Source organism: Klebsiella sp. P1CD1 (assembly GCF_003790505.1).
In the GTDB taxonomy this organism is placed as follows: Bacteria; Pseudomonadota; Gammaproteobacteria; order Enterobacterales; family Enterobacteriaceae; genus Klebsiella; species Klebsiella variicola.
In genome coordinates this window covers 2,208,617-2,222,474 of record NZ_CP033631.1, presented here as the reverse complement: position 1 = coordinate 2,222,474, position 13,858 = coordinate 2,208,617, and the positions used below count along the sequence as shown (strand labels likewise).

The following is a 13,858-nucleotide window of genomic DNA, read 5'->3' as shown; positions in this document are numbered from 1 at the left end:
CTTCCAGGGAAATGATTATGTTGCAATATTTAAACCAGTGCTCAAGGGGACGCGGTGCCTGGCTCCTGATGGCATTAACCGCTTTTATTCTCGAACTCGTTGCGCTGTGGTTCCAGCATGTGATGCTGCTGCAGCCGTGTGTGATGTGTATTTACGAACGCTGCGCACTGTTCGGCATCATGGGCGCGGGGCTGGTCGGCGCCATCGCCCCCAAAACGCCGCTGCGCTATGTCGCCATGGTGATCTGGTTGTACAGCGCAATACGTGGACTGCAGCTGGCGTGGGAGCATACGATGATCCAGCTGCACCCTTCGCCGTTCCAGACCTGTGATTTCGCCGCCCGCTTCCCAACCTGGCTGCCGCTGGATAAATGGCTGCCGCAGGTTTTCGTCGCGTCCGGCGACTGTTCAGTGCGTCAGTGGCAATTTCTGTCGCTGGAGATGCCGCAATGGCTGGTCGGTATTTTTGCTGCCTATCTGCTGGTCGCCATCCTGGTGATCATTGCTCAGCCTTTCAAAGCGAAAAAACGCGATCTGTTTGGCCGCTAAGCCGCTGCGAGTACCGCACACAATGAAACGCCCTGCGGGGCGTTTTTTTATGTCTGCTGCGCATCGTTGCATCGTTTCCTGCCTGTGGTTGACCACAGCCCCTAAAAGGTGCATATTAAATACATCTTTTAAAGCCCCACAGGAGCTCACATGTCATCTTTACTGATCCCCGCAGACTGGAAAGTTAAACGCTCCACCCCGTTCTTTACTAAAGAGAACGTGCCCGCCGCCCTGCTGAGCCATCACAACACCGCGGCCGGCGTCTTCGGTCAGCTGTGCGTCATGGAGGGAACGGTCACCTATTACGGTTTTGCCAATGCGCAGGCGACGGAGCCGGAAAAGAAAGTGGTCATTCATGCCGGACAGTTTGCCACCAGTCCGCCGCAGTACTGGCACCGCGTCGAACTCAGTGACGACGCCCGCTTCAATATTCACTTCTGGGTGGCCGAAGAAACCGACGGTGAAAACGGGCTGTTTCACGCGAAGAAAGCGTGATCCGGCGCTTAACGCGCCCTGTCAGGCAGATTGAGGATATGATCCTGCCAGTCGACGACGGTGGACTCGGGCACCGCAATATGGCGAACAGAGATGCGTTCGCCATGCATCGCCGCTTTTGAGCCGGTCAGCAGCGGATGCCAGGCCGGCAGCGATTTGCCCTCCGCCAGCAGGCGATAGGCGCAGGTCGGCGGCAGCCATTCGAAGGTTGGCAGGTTTTCGCGGGTAAGCTTGATGCAGTCTGGCTCGTACTCGAAGCGACGTTCGTAGTTACGGCACTGGCAGGTTTTGATATTAAGCTGACGGCAGGCGACGTTGGTGAAGTAGATCTCATCGGTGTCTTCATCCATCAGCTTGTGCAGGCAACACTGGCCGCAGCCGTCACACAGCGATTCCCACTCCGCGTCGGTCATTTCATCCAGTGTTTTTTGTTGCCAGAAAGGTTGTTCGCTCATCGGAGTGTCCGTCGTTGCCAGTTAAGGGTGCACCTTATAACCAGTCTGGCACGCCGATGCAAGTTTTGCCGCCCCAAAAGGCGGCAAGCAGCGCTTACAGCACGCGGGTGGTGAGCGACAGGCCGTTGAAGCCAACTTCCAGTTCGTCACCGCTGTGCAGCGGCCCCACCCCTTCCGGGGTGCCGGTGAGGATCACATCCCCGGCTTTGAGGGTAAAGAAGCGCGACATATAGGCGATCAGCGGCACAATCTTATGGATCATGTCGGCTGTGGTTCCCTGCTGGCGCACTTCACCGTTAATCTTCAGGCTTAACGGCGTATTCTGTGGGTCGCCGTGGAACTCAGCGGCCGGGATAAAGCCGGAGATTGGACTGGCGTTATCGAAGCCTTTCGCCTTCTCCCACGGTTGCCCGGCCTTTTTCATCTTAGCCTGCAGGTCGCGCAGGGTGAGATCCAGCGCGACGCCATAGCCGGCGATCCCTTTCTGCACATGCTCTTCCGTCGCCTGACGCAGCGTGCTGCCGATCAGCACCGCCAGCTCGACTTCGTGGTGCACTGAGCCCAGCCCTTCAGGAAGCACCAACGGCTGACGGAGATCGCACAGCGCGGTCTCAGGTTTAATAAACAGCACCGGCTCTTCCGGCGTCGCACTGCCCATTTCCTTGATGTGTTTTGCATAATTACTGCCGACGCAAACCACTTTGCTCACTGGATAATCCAGAAGCGCACCCTGCCAGTTATGATGTTGGTACATTATTTTCCCTCGTGGGTTAATCGGATTGTTTCCCCTGTTCCGCCAGGTGTTTCTTTAGTAGATTTTCAGATGGCGGGGGAAGTTGCAGGTAATAGCCCTGCTCGCTCAACGCCTGTTTCACTTTTTCCAGGTCGGCGTTAACCAGCTTTTTGCGCCCATCCAGCGGCAGCAGCATCGCCATTTGCGGCGTGCCGAAGCCGCGCATTAGCTCGTCAGGAACGCGTGAGAAATCGTCTTTTTTTTCGACGTATAAATAGGTTTGTTCACGTTTAGTACTTCGATAGATCACACAAAACATAGTTTTACTCGGAATTAGACCCGTGGTCACTTGCCTCAATATATGAGTGACTATAACATGCCTTTTAGTCTTCGGAATATCACCGCACTTCTGCGGTTGATAAACAGCAAATTGAGTAAGGCCAGGATGTCAAATACGCCAATCGAACTTAAAGGCAGTAGCTTCACGTTATCTGTCGTTCATTTGCACGATGCAAATCCCGAGGTTATTCGTCAGGCGTTAGAAGACAAAATCGCCCAGGCTCCCGCCTTTTTACGCCATGCGCCGGTGGTGGTGAATATCGCCAGCGTGGAGGAGGAGGTCGAATGGCGCGCCATTAACGAGGCCATCGCCGCGACCGGTTTACGCATTATGGGCGTCAGCGGATGCAAAATCCCGCGCCTGAAAACCGAAATCGATCGCGCCGGGATCCCGTTATTAACCGAAGGGAAAGAGAAAGCCCCTCGTCCGGCACCGTCCGAACCCACCCCTCCGCCGCCGCCAGTTGCTAACCAGATCACAAAAACGCGTTTGATTGATCAGCCGGTACGTTCCGGTCAGCGCATTTATGCGCCACACTGTGATCTTATTGTTACAAATCATGTGAGTGCCGGTGCGGAACTTATCGCTGACGGCAATATCCATGTATATGGCATGATGCGAGGACGCGCGCTGGCAGGCGCCGGTGGCGACAGAGACGCCCAGATATTTTGTACCCACCTTGCGGCGGAGCTGGTCTCCATCGCCGGGGAATATTGGCTGAGCGATAACATCCCGGCCGAATTTTATGGCAAAGCGGCACGCCTGCGTTTAGGTGAAAGCGCTTTGACAGTTCAACCGTTGAATTAATCCCTTTTTAACAAGGAATTTCTATGGCACGCATTATTGTTGTGACTTCGGGTAAAGGGGGCGTTGGCAAGACCACCTCCAGCGCGGCCATCGCTACAGGTTTGGCCCAGAAGGGAAAGAAAACCGTCGTTATCGACTTCGACATCGGCCTGCGTAACCTCGATCTGATTATGGGCTGCGAACGTCGCGTCGTTTATGATTTTGTCAACGTCATCCAGGGCGATGCCACGTTGAACCAGGCGCTGATCAAAGATAAGCGCACGGAAAATCTCTACATTCTCCCGGCCTCTCAGACCCGGGATAAAGACGCCCTGACCCGCGAAGGCGTCGACAAAGTTCTCGAAGAACTGAAGAAAATGGACTTCGATTTCATCGTCTGTGATTCACCGGCAGGTATCGAAACCGGTGCGCTGATGGCGCTCTATTTTGCTGATGAAGCCATCATCACCACCAACCCGGAAGTCTCCTCCGTTCGCGACTCCGACCGTATCCTTGGCATTCTCGCTTCGAAATCCCGTCGTGCGGAAAATGGCGAAGAGCCGATCAAAGAGCATTTACTGCTGACCCGCTACAATCCAGGGCGCGTCAATAAAGGCGATATGCTGAGCATGGAAGACGTGCTGGAAATTCTGCGCATCAACCTGGTGGGCGTGATCCCGGAAGACCAGTCAGTTCTGCGCGCATCCAACCAGGGTGAGCCCGTGATTCTGGATGCCGCGTCGGACGCAGGCAAAGCCTATGCCGATACCGTTGAACGTCTGCTCGGAGAAGAACGCCCTTTCCGCTTCATTGAAGAAGAGAAGAAAGGATTCCTCAAACGCCTGTTCGGAGGATAAATTATGGCTTTACTCGACTTTTTTCTCTCGCGAAAAAAGAACACGGCTAATATTGCGAAAGAACGCCTGCAAATCATCGTCGCCGAGCGTCGCCGCGGCGACGCGGAGCCGCACTACCTGCCGCAGTTGCGCAAAGATATTCTGGAAGTGATCTGTAAATACGTGCAGATCGACCCGGAGATGGTCAGCGTGCAGCTGGAGCAGCGGGATGGTGATATTTCGATTCTTGAGCTGAACGTGACCCTACCCGAAACGGAAGAGTCGAAACCCTGACCCTGTTGTTCCGCCCCGAAAAAAACCGGCAACGCCCTGCGCTGCCGGTTTTTTAATGGCCTGAACCAGACCGCCCGCTAGCGCGGATAGTCGTTTAACAGCGACTTCAGCCGCTCGGCCATCAGTTCGCCACGCCAGCCGGAAATCAGCTCAGGCTCACCGGCTTGCGTTTTCAACTGCCAGTGCCAGTTCAGCAACTGGTTGATCTGCCGACGCGAGGCCAGCAGTTCCGCGCTCACGCCCTTGTCGGCGCTCACTTCCTGCACCAGCGCTTTAATATCTTTAAAGGCTTTACGGTATCCCGGCATGTCAATGAGGTTCTGCAGCGGCGCCGGCAGGGCCGATTCCGGCAGCGCCTGGGCTTTCTCGACCAGGCTAATCAACGTTTTGCCGTGGAAGCGAATTTCACTGCCGGACAACCCGAGGCTGTCGAGCTCGCCGAGGCTGGTGGGCATATAGCGCGCCACGCTCCACAGATGCTCTTCCCGCACCACAAAGTTCACAGCCAGGTCGCGCTCACGCGCTTTGCGCAGACGCCACTCTGCCAGCAGCTGCAGGCAGCCCAGCTGGCGGGTACGCAGCTGCCAGGCGTTGCCGATGTCGCGCCAGGCCTCGGCCGGGTCGACCACTTCCTGACGGCGCTGCTGCATCAGACGACATTCGTCCAGCGCCGCCGACAGCCAGCCTGCGCGGTCGGTCTCCGCCATTAATTGGCTGGCGATCGGCAACAGGTACCAGACGTCAGCTGCGGCGTATTCACACTGACGCTCGGTCAGCGGGCGCGCCAGCCAGTCGGTGCGGGATTCACTTTTATCCAGCGCCACTCCGGAATATTCTTCCACCATAGAGGCAAAGCCCCAGGACATCGGGCGGCCGCAGAACGCCGCCAGGATCTGGGTGTCAATCAGCGGCTGCGGCATCAGGCTGAACGCGTTGAGGAAGACTTCTAAATCTTCGCTGCCGGCATGCAGGTATTTAGTCACATCCTGGTTGAGCAGCAGCTCACGCATCGGCGCCCAGTCGCTAATCGTCAAGGGATCGATCAGAGAGACCTGGGTGCCGTCGAACAGCTGCAGCAGGCCCAGCTGCGGATAGTAGGTACGGGTACGGACAAATTCCGTATCCAGAGCGACGGCGGAGGCCGCGCTTGCCGCTTCGCACACAGCGCGCAGGCCATCATCGGTGGTGATCATCTGATAGTTCAAAGCATACTCTCTTAACTTGCGCCCATAAAAAACGCCGGCGTAGCCGGCGTCAGGCGACTCATTCGTTACTTAGCCTTTATTGTCCACTTTAGCGCGCGCTTCGTCACGCAGTTCTCGCCGCAAAATTTTCCCGACGTTGGATTTCGGCAGTTCGTCACGGAATTCCACCAGCTTCGGCACTTTGTAGCCGGTGAGATGGCGGCGGCAGAACGTAATCAGCGCCTCTTCGGTTAATGCGGCCTCTTTCTTGACCACGAAAATCTTCACCGCTTCACCGCTGCTGCCGGACGGCACGCCGATGGCCGCCACTTCGAGGACGCCGCTGTGCTGCATAACCACATCTTCGATTTCATTCGGATAGACGTTAAACCCCGACACCAGGATCATATCTTTTTTCCGGTCAACGATGCGCAGGAATCCCTCTTCATCCATCACCGCGATATCCCCGGTGTGCAACCAGCCGTCTTTGATAATCTCATCCGTCGCGTCAGGACGCTGCCAGTAGCCCAGCATCACCTGCGGCCCCTTGATACAGAGCTCGCCCGGCTGACCCGGCGCCACTTCGTTATCGTCGTCGTCCACCAGTTTGGCTTCAGTGGAAGGCACCGGCAGGCCAATGCTGCCGCTGTGGTAGTCGATATCGTGCGGATTGACGCTGACCAGCGGCGAACACTCGGTCAGGCCGTAGCCCTCCAGCAGATATTGTCCGGTCAGTTTTACCCAGCGCTCGGCCACCGCCTGCTGCACCTGCATCCCACCGCCGGCGGAGAGGTGCAGCGAGGAGAAATCAAGCTGCTGGAACTCTTTGTTGTTCAGCAAGGCGTTGAACAGGGTATTGACCCCGGTCATGGCGGTAAAGGGATATTTCGCCAGCTCCTTCACCAGCCCGGGAATGTCGCGTGGGTTGGTGATCAGCAAATTTTGCCCGCCCAGTTCGATAAACAGCAGGCAGTTCATGGTCAGGGCGAAAATGTGATACAGCGGCAGCGCGGTCACCACGAACTCTTTGCCGCGATGCAGCAGCGGGCCGTAGGTGGCATTGACCTGCTCGAGGTTCGCCAGCATGTTGCGGTGGGTCAGCATCGCCCCTTTGGCCACGCCGGTGGTGCCCCCGGTGTACTGCAGAAACGCCAGATCTTCTGGAACGATCTCCGGCTTCACGTACTGCATGCGGTAGCCATGCTGCAGCGCGCTGCGAAACGAGATGGCATCCGGCAGGTGGTACTTCGGCACCAGGCGCTTGATGTACTTGACCACAAAGTTCACCAGCGTGCCTTTGGCGGTGGAGAGCTGATCGCCCATGCGCGTCAGGATCACGTGCTTAACCTGAGTTTTCGCCACCACTTTTTCCAGGGTATGGGCAAAGTTGGAGACGATGACGATCGCCGCCGCGCCGCTGTCGTTGAGCTGATGCTCCAGTTCACGCGGGGTATACAAGGGGTTGACGTTGACCACGATCATCCCGGCGCGCAGGATGCCAAACAGAGCCACCGGATACTGCAGCAGGTTAGGCATCATCAGGGCCACGCGATCGCCCTTCTGTAATCCTAACCCCTCCTGAAGGTAAGCGGCAAAGGCGCGACTACGCTCTTCCAGCTTACGGTAGGTCATCACTTCACCCATATTGATAAACGCCGGTTGGTCAGCGTAGCGGGTGGTGGCATGCTCAAACAGTTCAACCAGGGATTGATAGCGGTCAGGGTTTATCTCCGCAGGAACATCTGCGGGATAACGGTTTAGCCAAACCTTTTTCACTGCATCACCTCTGAAATAGTTATTCGTCGTCATCACAGCCCCTGGTAAATACATTTTGTTAACATTATATTAACTCAGCGTACCAGTTTATTAATTAGGCAATGAGCAGGTTGCGAAGCGCGTCACTATTTTTTTTCTTATTCGACTGAAAACAAAGAAACAGCGGACCGGCCGCTGTTTCTTTGAACTAACATAAACAACAAAATCATTCGGTTACGACGTTTCTCACCTCAGCAGGGCCGGGGTTGTACCAGCCCCAGCCGCCATAGCCGTAACCCCAGGGGCGCGGACCCAGCATCCACGGATCGATGGGCTGCGGGGGCATCACCACCTGCTGCACCACGTTCCAGCGTTTGTAACCGATGGCGTTCATCAGCATAAATTTATACGGCGTGCTGCCCACTTTGCCGTCGACCACGCCGGCAATCGGCCCGACCACGGTGACCAGCTGGCCGCGGTAGTCGACCGGATCGAGGAAGCCGTTAACGTCGGCATAGATGCGCCCACGAGACGGTTCGCCCAGCACAGGCCGTGCGCCGCTGTCCAGCGGTACGGTGGCGATTTCTAAGCGGGTTTTACCCTGCTGGTTCTGCACATTGACCACTTTGCCGCCAAAGCGTGCTTCCTGGCCAACGTACAGCTGCGGCGCGTTCATCACCCGCACTAAATCCTGCTGCGGCGTAGGGCTGGTGCCTTTGATGGCATCCGGCACTGACACGCAGCCGCTTAGCGCAACGGCAACCGCCGCGGCTAACAGCCAGCGAACGCCCTGTTTTTGACCCGCCATGATGCGACTCCTTTTCTCAGTCTTCTTGTTACTGAGATTCACTCGCGGCCTGGAAGTTTCTTCCACGCCACCTCGTTTCGCAAATAAACCGGCTCCGCTTTCTCCACGGCCACGGTTTTCCCCGCCGCCAGCAGGTAACAGGCTAACGGCAGCATATCCTCCGCCGCCGGCAATTCAATTTCGCCGCTGCTTAAGGTCAGTCCGCTCGCTTTCGCCAGATCCGGCCACGCCTGCCAGCCGGTGCCGACGGTGGCCCATTCGCCGGAAAGCTGTGCCAGCCGTTCGGCTACCGCTTCCGGTTTGAGCACCGCTTCCGTCTCTTCGCCATGCCAGATGCCCTGCTCGTCGCGCTGGTACTCGGCCCAGTAGACTTCGCCCATCCGCGCGTCAATAGCCGCCAGCACGCGGGTGGCGCCAGTTTTGCGCCAGGCGCCCTGCGCCATGGTGGCCAGCGTCGAAACGCCGATCATTGGCAGCTCAGCGCCCAGCGCCAGCCCCTGAGCGATACCGATGCCGATGCGCACGCCGGTAAAGCTACCCGGACCGCGGCCAAAGGCCAGCGCGTCCAGCTCGGTCAGCGTGGCGCCGCTCTCGGTGAGGACCTCCTGCACCAGCGGCAGGATACGTTGGGTATGTTCGCGGGGACAAATTTCGAAATGAGCACTAAGGGTGCCATCATTCCACAGCGCCGCGGAGCAGGCCTCTGTGGCGGTATCGATAGCCAAAATTCGCATGGGTGGTCACGCTCTCGTTACATAGTTCAGGCCTTCAGGCAGCCTGTTTTCCGGCAAACGGCCAACCCGCCGCCATGCCGCCCGAAGTCTATTGGGAACCGCTAATTAACAAAATGGCGCGCAGCTTAACACATTTTAGTGCGGATTACCTTGCCGGCGGCACGGCGAGGAAGCGCACCGCCCGGCGGATATCGCGGGTCCGCGGCGCGGGCGGCAGGCTGGCCAGGAACACCGCGCCGTAGGGGCGCATCACCAGCCGGTTGTCGCAGATCACCAGCACCCCGCGATCGTCGATATCGCGGATCAGACGCCCCACCCCCTGTTTGAGGGTGATGACGGCTTCCGGGAGCTGTACTTCATCGAACGGATCGCCGCCGCGCAGCCGACAATCTTCCATGCGCGCTTTCAGCAGCGGGTCGTCCGGCGAAGTAAACGGCAGCTTATCGATAATCACCAGCGACAGCGCATCACCGCGCACGTCGACCCCTTCCCAGAAGCTGCTGGTGGCCACCAGCAGGGCGTTGCCGGCGCTGACGAATTGCTGCAGCAGTTGGCCTTTGCTGGTTTCCCCCTGTAGCAACACCGGTAGCGTCATGGTGGCGCGGAACTGCTCCGCCAGATCGCGCATCATGGCGTGCGAGGTACACAGCATAAAGCAGCGACCGTCGTTGGCCTCGATCAGCGGCTTGAGCATCGCCGCCAGGTGGCGCGCCGCGCCAGGCTGGTTCGGCAGCGGCAGATTGCGCGGCACGCAGAGCAGCGCCTGATGTTGATAATCAAAGGGGCTCGGCAGCAACAGGGACTGCGCCTCGTCGATCCCCAGCCGGGCAGTGAAGTGATGCAGATCGTCGTTGACTGACAGCGTCGCCGAGGTAAAGATCCAGCTCCCCGACTTCTGCGCCATCACCTCTTTAAACTTCTCGGCCACGGTCAACGGCGTCAGGGCGAGAGTAAAGTGGCGCGAGGTGCACTCATACCAGTAACTGTAGCCCGGCTGGTTAATCTCTTTCAGCCGCTTTAAGCGCCCGCGATAGAGGGTGGCGCGCTCAAAGGCGGCATCGAGCAGCGCCGAGCGGCCCAGCGAAAGTTTGGCGACGTCATAGCATAGCTCGAGCGCGTCATCGAGCAGCAGCAGCGCGCGCTGAATGTGGCTATCCGCCAGCAGTTCGCGCAGGTTGCCGCGATAGCCGGGATCCCCCAGCTGCAGGCGAAAATCCTGAGCGCTTTGCGCCAGGCGGTCGGCGCATTTTTGCAACTGCTGGGTGTCTTTCAGTTCGGTGCGGTAGGCAATGGTGATGTCTTTCGCCAGATCCAGCAGCTGGCGGCTGGAGAGCGACTGACCAAAGTACTGACTGGCGATATCCGGCAACTGATGGGCTTCATCGAAGATCATCACTTCCGCCTCGGGGATCAGCTCGGCAAAGCCGCTCTCTTTGACCACCATATCGGCCAGGAACAGGTGATGGTTGACCACCACCACGTCGGCGTCCATCGCTTTTTTACGCGCCTTCACCACGAAGCAATCTTTATACAGTGGGCAGTCGCTACCGAGACAGTTATCGTTGGTGCTGGTGACCAGCGGCCAGGCCTGGGAGTCTTCCGCGACGCTGGCGCAAGTGCTGATATCGCCATCCTGGGTTTGATTCGACCAGGAGCGCAGGAGGATCACATCGCTGAGGGTTTGTACCGGCAGATCGCCGCCCGCCAGCGCCTGCTGCTCAAGACGTTCAAGGCACAGGTAGTTGGAGCGCCCTTTAAGCAGCGCCAGTTTACCGGTGAATTTGAGCGCCTTGGCGACGGTGGGCAGATCGCGGCTGTAGAGCTGATCCTGCAGCGCTTTCGAGCCGGTGGAGATAATCACCTTTTTTTTCGCCCGCAGCGCAGGCGCCAGGTAAGCGTAGGTTTTACCGGTTCCGGTCCCCGCTTCCACCACCAGCGGTCGGGAGGCCTCAATCGCTTCGCTCACCGCTTTCGCCATCTGGCGCTGCGGCTCGCGCGGCTTAAATCCCGGTATGGCTTTGGCTAACTGGCCGTCTGCTGCAAAATCGTCGATCACATTGCCCCCTGGTTATTTGGACAGTGATTATGTCAGGGAGGACGGCGTTTCGCCAGTCCAGGTAGTGACGCGAGCGGAACATTATGGCAGTCTTGCCGCAGCCGAATGGAATGCTCAAAGAGGAAAAAGAAATGACAATTACGCGTATTGATGCCGAAGCCCGTTGGTCAGACGTGGTGATCCACAACCAGACCCTGTACTACACCGGCGTGCCGGCAAATCTTGATGCCGACGCCTTCGAGCAGACCGCCAATACCCTGGCGCAGATTGACGCGGTGCTGGAAAAACAGGGCAGCGACAAGTCGCGTATTCTTGACGCCACCATCTTCCTCGCCGATAAAAGCGACTTTGCGGCGATGAATAAAGCCTGGGACGCGTGGGTGGTGGCCGGTCACGCCCCGGTGCGCTGCACGGTGGAAGCGACGCTGATGAACCCGCAGTATAAAGTTGAGATCAAAATTATCGCCGCGGTGTAATTAGTCGTCCTCATCTTCGTCTTGATCTTCATCCTCATCTTCAAAGCGCGCGACGATCTGCTCGCCGGTATGCGTTGCGCGCAGCTCTTCCGCCACCAGGGCAATCGCCTGGCCGCTGCTCATCCCCTGGGCCATTAGCTCATGGATACGTTCGACCGCTTTTTGCTGTTGCTCGTGGCTCAGCGAAGGTAAACCTGCAAACATCTTTTACTCCTGCTACATTGTGGGGCGTAATTATTTCACGCCGTCCCCGCCTACGCCAGAGGGACGGCAACGTTCAGGATCGAGAAAGATGTTGTCCCCCGCGATTATTACCCTGCCCTGGCGCCCGGATGCGGCCGAACACTATTTTGCGCCGTTAAGCGCCCTGCCCTGGGCGATGCTGCTGCATTCCGGCTTTGCCGACCATCCGCATAACCGCTTTGATATTCTGGTGGCTGCCCCGCGCGCCACGCTGCTGACGCGCGGTGAACAGACGTGGGTCGATGACGGCGAAACCGCTTTTGTCTCCGCGGAAGATCCGCTGCAACTGCTTCAACAGCAGTTGGATCGTCAGCCGTTCACGCCGCAGCCCCATGACGATCTGCCGTTTCTTGGCGGCGCGCTGGGACTATTCGGGTACGATCTGGGCCGTCGCTTTGAGCGTCTCCCTTCGCACGCCCAGGCCGATATCGCGCTGCCGGATATGGCGGTGGGGATCTATGACTGGGCGCTGATTGTCGACCATCAGCGCCAGCAAATTTCGCTGCTCAGCTATGACGATCCGCAGCAGCGCCTGCAGTGGCTGCAGGCGCAATCCCGTCCGGCGATGAAACCTTTCGCCCTGACCTCTGCCTGGCAGTCAAATATGAGCCGCCAGCAGTACGGCGAGAAATTTCGCCAGGTGCAGGCCTATCTGCACAGCGGCGACTGCTATCAGGTCAACCTCGCCCAGCGTTTGCAGGCCCGCTACGTCGGTGATGAATGGCAGGCCTTCCGCCAGCTGAACGTTGCCAACCGCGCCCCCTTTAGCGCCTTTATTCGCCTCGAGGAAGGGGCGATTTTAAGCCTGTCGCCGGAGCGATTTATTCAGTTGCGCCAGGGAGAGATCCAGACGCGCCCGATAAAAGGTACTCTGCCGCGGCTCGATTCGCCGCAGGAAGATGCGCGGCAGGCTGAGAAGCTGGCGAACTCCCCGAAAGACCGCGCCGAGAATTTAATGATTGTCGACCTGATGCGCAACGACATCGGCCGCGTCGCCGTGCCGGGCAGCGTGCGGGTCCCCGAGCTGTTCGTGGTGGAGCCGTTCCCGGCGGTCCATCATCTGGTCAGCACCATCACCGCCCGCTTACCGGCGACGCTGCACGCCAGCGATCTGCTGCGCGCCGCCTTCCCCGGGGGGTCTATCACTGGCGCCCCGAAGGTCCGGGCGATGGAGATTATCGATGAACTGGAACCTCAGCGACGTAACGCCTGGTGCGGGAGCATTGGCTACCTGAGCTATTGCGGCAATATGGATACCAGCATCACCATTCGCACCCTGACGGCCTGGCAGGGGCAACTGTATTGCTCCGCTGGAGGCGGTATCGTCGCGGACAGCGAGGAAGATGCGGAATATCAGGAAACTTTTGATAAAGTTAATCGTATCCTGCACCAACTGGAGAACTAGACCATGGCGGACCACGCCCTCAATCTGGATGATTTTCTGTCCCGCTTCCAGCTGCTGCGCCCCCAGCCTTCGCGCCATGCGCTCAATCAGCGGCAGGCGGCGGTGCTGGTGCCGATCGTGCGCCGGCCGCAGCCCGGCCTGCTGCTGACCCAGCGTTCGCCGTTGCTGCGCAAGCACGCCGGTCAGGTCGCCTTTCCCGGCGGCGCGGTAGATAATACCGATGCGACGCTTATCGCCGCCGCCCTGCGCGAAGCCCAGGAAGAAGTCGCGATCCCGCCGGAAGCCGTCGAGGTGATCGGCGTTCTGCCGCCAGTGGACAGCGTCACCGGTTTTCAGGTGACGCCGGTGGTGGGTATTATCCCCCCCAATCTGCACTATCATGCCAGCCAGGACGAAGTCTCCGCAGTATTTGAGATGCCCCTCGCCGAAGCCCTGCGTCTGGGGCGCTACCATCCGCTCGACATCCACCGTCGGGGCAACGATCACCGCGTCTGGCTCTCCTGGTACCAGCATTATTTTGTCTGGGGAATGACCGCCGGGATCATTCGCGAGCTGGCGTTGCAGATAGGCGCTCGACCTTAGCTATACTGATTATGAGAGGGCGCTCTCACTATTAGTAAAATCGCGGTTATCCATTAGTTTAATTCATGTGAATAGTTCAACTGGCAGCGCGCTTCCCTCTTACACTATGCGCAGTTATTACATCGTTA

The 13,858-nt window shown here is 58.3% G+C and carries 17 protein-coding genes; 8 read left to right on the top strand and 9 right to left on the bottom strand.

What is annotated here, in order from left to right; all coding sequences use genetic code 11:
- Positions 1 to 17 precede the first annotated feature (17 nt).
- Both dsbB and DTA24_RS11150 read left to right on the top strand, forming a co-directional pair.
- Complete coding sequence (gene dsbB / locus DTA24_RS11155) at positions 18 to 548, top strand: disulfide bond formation protein DsbB (protein ID WP_008804305.1); 531 nt, start codon at positions 18 to 20, stop codon at positions 546 to 548.
- A 150-nt stretch (positions 549 to 698) separates the two neighbouring features.
- The gene (locus DTA24_RS11150) at positions 699 to 1,043 is read left to right on the top strand and encodes a DUF1971 domain-containing protein (RefSeq protein ID WP_012541275.1); all 345 of its coding nucleotides are present in this window, start codon (positions 699 to 701) and stop codon (positions 1,041 to 1,043) included.
- An 8-nt stretch (positions 1,044 to 1,051) separates the two neighbouring features.
- On the opposite strand, the gene DTA24_RS11145 is transcribed toward DTA24_RS11150, so the two are convergent.
- From DTA24_RS11145 to DTA24_RS11135, 3 genes are all read right to left on the bottom strand, one after another.
- Positions 1,052 to 1,498, bottom strand: coding sequence for a YcgN family cysteine cluster protein (locus tag DTA24_RS11145; RefSeq protein ID WP_008804304.1), 447 nt, complete (start codon positions 1,496 to 1,498; stop codon positions 1,052 to 1,054).
- Positions 1,499 to 1,592: 94 nt separating this feature from the next.
- The gene (locus tag DTA24_RS11140) at positions 1,593 to 2,252 is read right to left on the bottom strand and encodes a fumarylacetoacetate hydrolase family protein (RefSeq protein ID WP_012967776.1); all 660 of its coding nucleotides are present in this window, start codon (positions 2,250 to 2,252) and stop codon (positions 1,593 to 1,595) included.
- Between the two features lie 16 nt (positions 2,253 to 2,268).
- The gene (locus DTA24_RS11135; RefSeq protein WP_004203320.1) at positions 2,269 to 2,550 is read right to left on the bottom strand and encodes a YcgL domain-containing protein; all 282 of its coding nucleotides are present in this window, start codon (positions 2,548 to 2,550) and stop codon (positions 2,269 to 2,271) included.
- A 126-nt stretch (positions 2,551 to 2,676) separates the two neighbouring features.
- On the opposite strand from DTA24_RS11135, the gene minC reads away from it, so the two are divergent.
- The 3 genes from minC to minE are packed head-to-tail and all read left to right on the top strand — an operon-like array spanning position 2,677 to position 4,487.
- The gene (gene minC / locus DTA24_RS11130; protein WP_008804301.1) at positions 2,677 to 3,378 is read left to right on the top strand and encodes a septum site-determining protein MinC; all 702 of its coding nucleotides are present in this window, start codon (positions 2,677 to 2,679) and stop codon (positions 3,376 to 3,378) included.
- A gap of 23 nt (positions 3,379 to 3,401) precedes the next feature.
- A complete protein-coding gene (gene minD / locus DTA24_RS11125) occupies positions 3,402 to 4,214 on the top strand; it encodes a septum site-determining protein MinD (protein ID WP_008804300.1) in 813 nt (270 codons plus the stop codon).
- Positions 4,215 to 4,217: 3 nt separating this feature from the next.
- Positions 4,218 to 4,487, top strand: coding sequence for a cell division topological specificity factor MinE (minE, locus tag DTA24_RS11120; protein WP_004103270.1), 270 nt, complete (start codon positions 4,218 to 4,220; stop codon positions 4,485 to 4,487).
- 77 nt (positions 4,488 to 4,564) lie between these two features.
- Here minE and rnd read toward each other — a convergent pair whose 3' ends face one another.
- The 5 genes from rnd to DTA24_RS11095 all read right to left on the bottom strand — a co-directional run bounded on the left by rnd (position 4,565) and on the right by DTA24_RS11095 (position 11,024).
- Positions 4,565 to 5,680, bottom strand: a complete 1,116-nt coding sequence (gene rnd, locus DTA24_RS11115) for a ribonuclease D (RefSeq protein WP_023340393.1) — start codon at positions 5,678 to 5,680, stop codon at positions 4,565 to 4,567.
- Positions 5,681 to 5,761: 81 nt separating this feature from the next.
- Positions 5,762 to 7,447, bottom strand: a complete 1,686-nt coding sequence (gene fadD / locus DTA24_RS11110; RefSeq protein ID WP_123836824.1) for a long-chain-fatty-acid--CoA ligase FadD — start codon at positions 7,445 to 7,447, stop codon at positions 5,762 to 5,764.
- 205 nt (positions 7,448 to 7,652) lie between these two features.
- Positions 7,653 to 8,234: a Slp family lipoprotein gene (locus DTA24_RS11105; RefSeq protein WP_008804297.1), complete on the bottom strand. Its 582-nt coding sequence runs from the start codon at positions 8,232 to 8,234 to the stop codon at positions 7,653 to 7,655.
- A gap of 38 nt (positions 8,235 to 8,272) precedes the next feature.
- Positions 8,273 to 8,968, bottom strand: coding sequence for a tRNA (adenosine(37)-N6)-threonylcarbamoyltransferase complex dimerization subunit type 1 TsaB (gene tsaB / locus DTA24_RS11100; protein WP_023340395.1), 696 nt, complete (start codon positions 8,966 to 8,968; stop codon positions 8,273 to 8,275).
- A 145-nt stretch (positions 8,969 to 9,113) separates the two neighbouring features.
- Positions 9,114 to 11,024, bottom strand: coding sequence for an ATP-dependent DNA helicase (locus DTA24_RS11095; protein ID WP_008804295.1), 1,911 nt, complete (start codon positions 11,022 to 11,024; stop codon positions 9,114 to 9,116).
- A 131-nt stretch (positions 11,025 to 11,155) separates the two neighbouring features.
- On the opposite strand from DTA24_RS11095, the gene DTA24_RS11090 reads away from it, so the two are divergent.
- Positions 11,156 to 11,500 (top strand): RidA family protein, encoded by a 345-nt coding sequence (locus tag DTA24_RS11090; protein WP_002910910.1) that lies wholly within the window; start codon positions 11,156 to 11,158, stop codon positions 11,498 to 11,500.
- On the opposite strand, the gene DTA24_RS11085 is transcribed toward DTA24_RS11090, so the two are convergent.
- Positions 11,501 to 11,704, bottom strand: a complete 204-nt coding sequence (locus tag DTA24_RS11085) for a YoaH family protein (protein WP_008804294.1) — start codon at positions 11,702 to 11,704, stop codon at positions 11,501 to 11,503.
- Between the two features lie 88 nt (positions 11,705 to 11,792).
- On the opposite strand from DTA24_RS11085, the gene pabB reads away from it, so the two are divergent.
- Together pabB and DTA24_RS11075 are read left to right on the top strand one after the other, a co-directional pair.
- Positions 11,793 to 13,148 carry an aminodeoxychorismate synthase component 1 gene (gene pabB / locus DTA24_RS11080; RefSeq protein ID WP_049009285.1) on the top strand — a complete coding sequence of 452 codons (1,356 nt, stop codon included), beginning with the start codon at positions 11,793 to 11,795 and terminating at the stop codon, positions 13,146 to 13,148.
- 3 nt (positions 13,149 to 13,151) lie between these two features.
- Positions 13,152 to 13,730: a CoA pyrophosphatase gene (locus tag DTA24_RS11075; RefSeq protein WP_008804292.1), complete on the top strand. Its 579-nt coding sequence runs from the start codon at positions 13,152 to 13,154 to the stop codon at positions 13,728 to 13,730.
- Positions 13,731 to 13,858: the final 128 nt, after the last annotated feature.

What these genes read in the sequence shown, in the direction of transcription:
- dsbB (WP_008804305.1), top strand. Translation starts at nt 18, where the DNA reads ATGTTGCAATATTTAAACCAGTGCTCAAGGGGACGCGGTGCCTGGCTC.
- tsaB (WP_023340395.1), bottom strand. Translation starts at nt 8,968, where the DNA reads ATGCGAATTTTGGCTATCGATACCGCCACAGAGGCCTGCTCCGCGGCG.
- DTA24_RS11090 (WP_002910910.1), top strand. Translation starts at nt 11,156, where the DNA reads ATGACAATTACGCGTATTGATGCCGAAGCCCGTTGGTCAGACGTGGTG.
- minC (WP_008804301.1), top strand. Translation starts at nt 2,677, where the DNA reads ATGTCAAATACGCCAATCGAACTTAAAGGCAGTAGCTTCACGTTATCT.
- DTA24_RS11135 (WP_004203320.1), bottom strand. Translation starts at nt 2,550, where the DNA reads ATGTTTTGTGTGATCTATCGAAGTACTAAACGTGAACAAACCTATTTA.
- DTA24_RS11075 (WP_008804292.1), top strand. Translation starts at nt 13,152, where the DNA reads ATGGCGGACCACGCCCTCAATCTGGATGATTTTCTGTCCCGCTTCCAG.
- pabB (WP_049009285.1), top strand. Translation starts at nt 11,793, where the DNA reads ATGTTGTCCCCCGCGATTATTACCCTGCCCTGGCGCCCGGATGCGGCC.
- DTA24_RS11150 (WP_012541275.1), top strand. Translation starts at nt 699, where the DNA reads ATGTCATCTTTACTGATCCCCGCAGACTGGAAAGTTAAACGCTCCACC.
- minE (WP_004103270.1), top strand. Translation starts at nt 4,218, where the DNA reads ATGGCTTTACTCGACTTTTTTCTCTCGCGAAAAAAGAACACGGCTAAT.
- rnd (WP_023340393.1), bottom strand. Translation starts at nt 5,680, where the DNA reads ATGATCACCACCGATGATGGCCTGCGCGCTGTGTGCGAAGCGGCAAGC.
- DTA24_RS11105 (WP_008804297.1), bottom strand. Translation starts at nt 8,234, where the DNA reads ATGGCGGGTCAAAAACAGGGCGTTCGCTGGCTGTTAGCCGCGGCGGTT.
- DTA24_RS11145 (WP_008804304.1), bottom strand. Translation starts at nt 1,498, where the DNA reads ATGAGCGAACAACCTTTCTGGCAACAAAAAACACTGGATGAAATGACC.
- DTA24_RS11140 (WP_012967776.1), bottom strand. Translation starts at nt 2,252, where the DNA reads ATGTACCAACATCATAACTGGCAGGGTGCGCTTCTGGATTATCCAGTG.
- DTA24_RS11085 (WP_008804294.1), bottom strand. Translation starts at nt 11,704, where the DNA reads ATGTTTGCAGGTTTACCTTCGCTGAGCCACGAGCAACAGCAAAAAGCG.
- minD (WP_008804300.1), top strand. Translation starts at nt 3,402, where the DNA reads ATGGCACGCATTATTGTTGTGACTTCGGGTAAAGGGGGCGTTGGCAAG.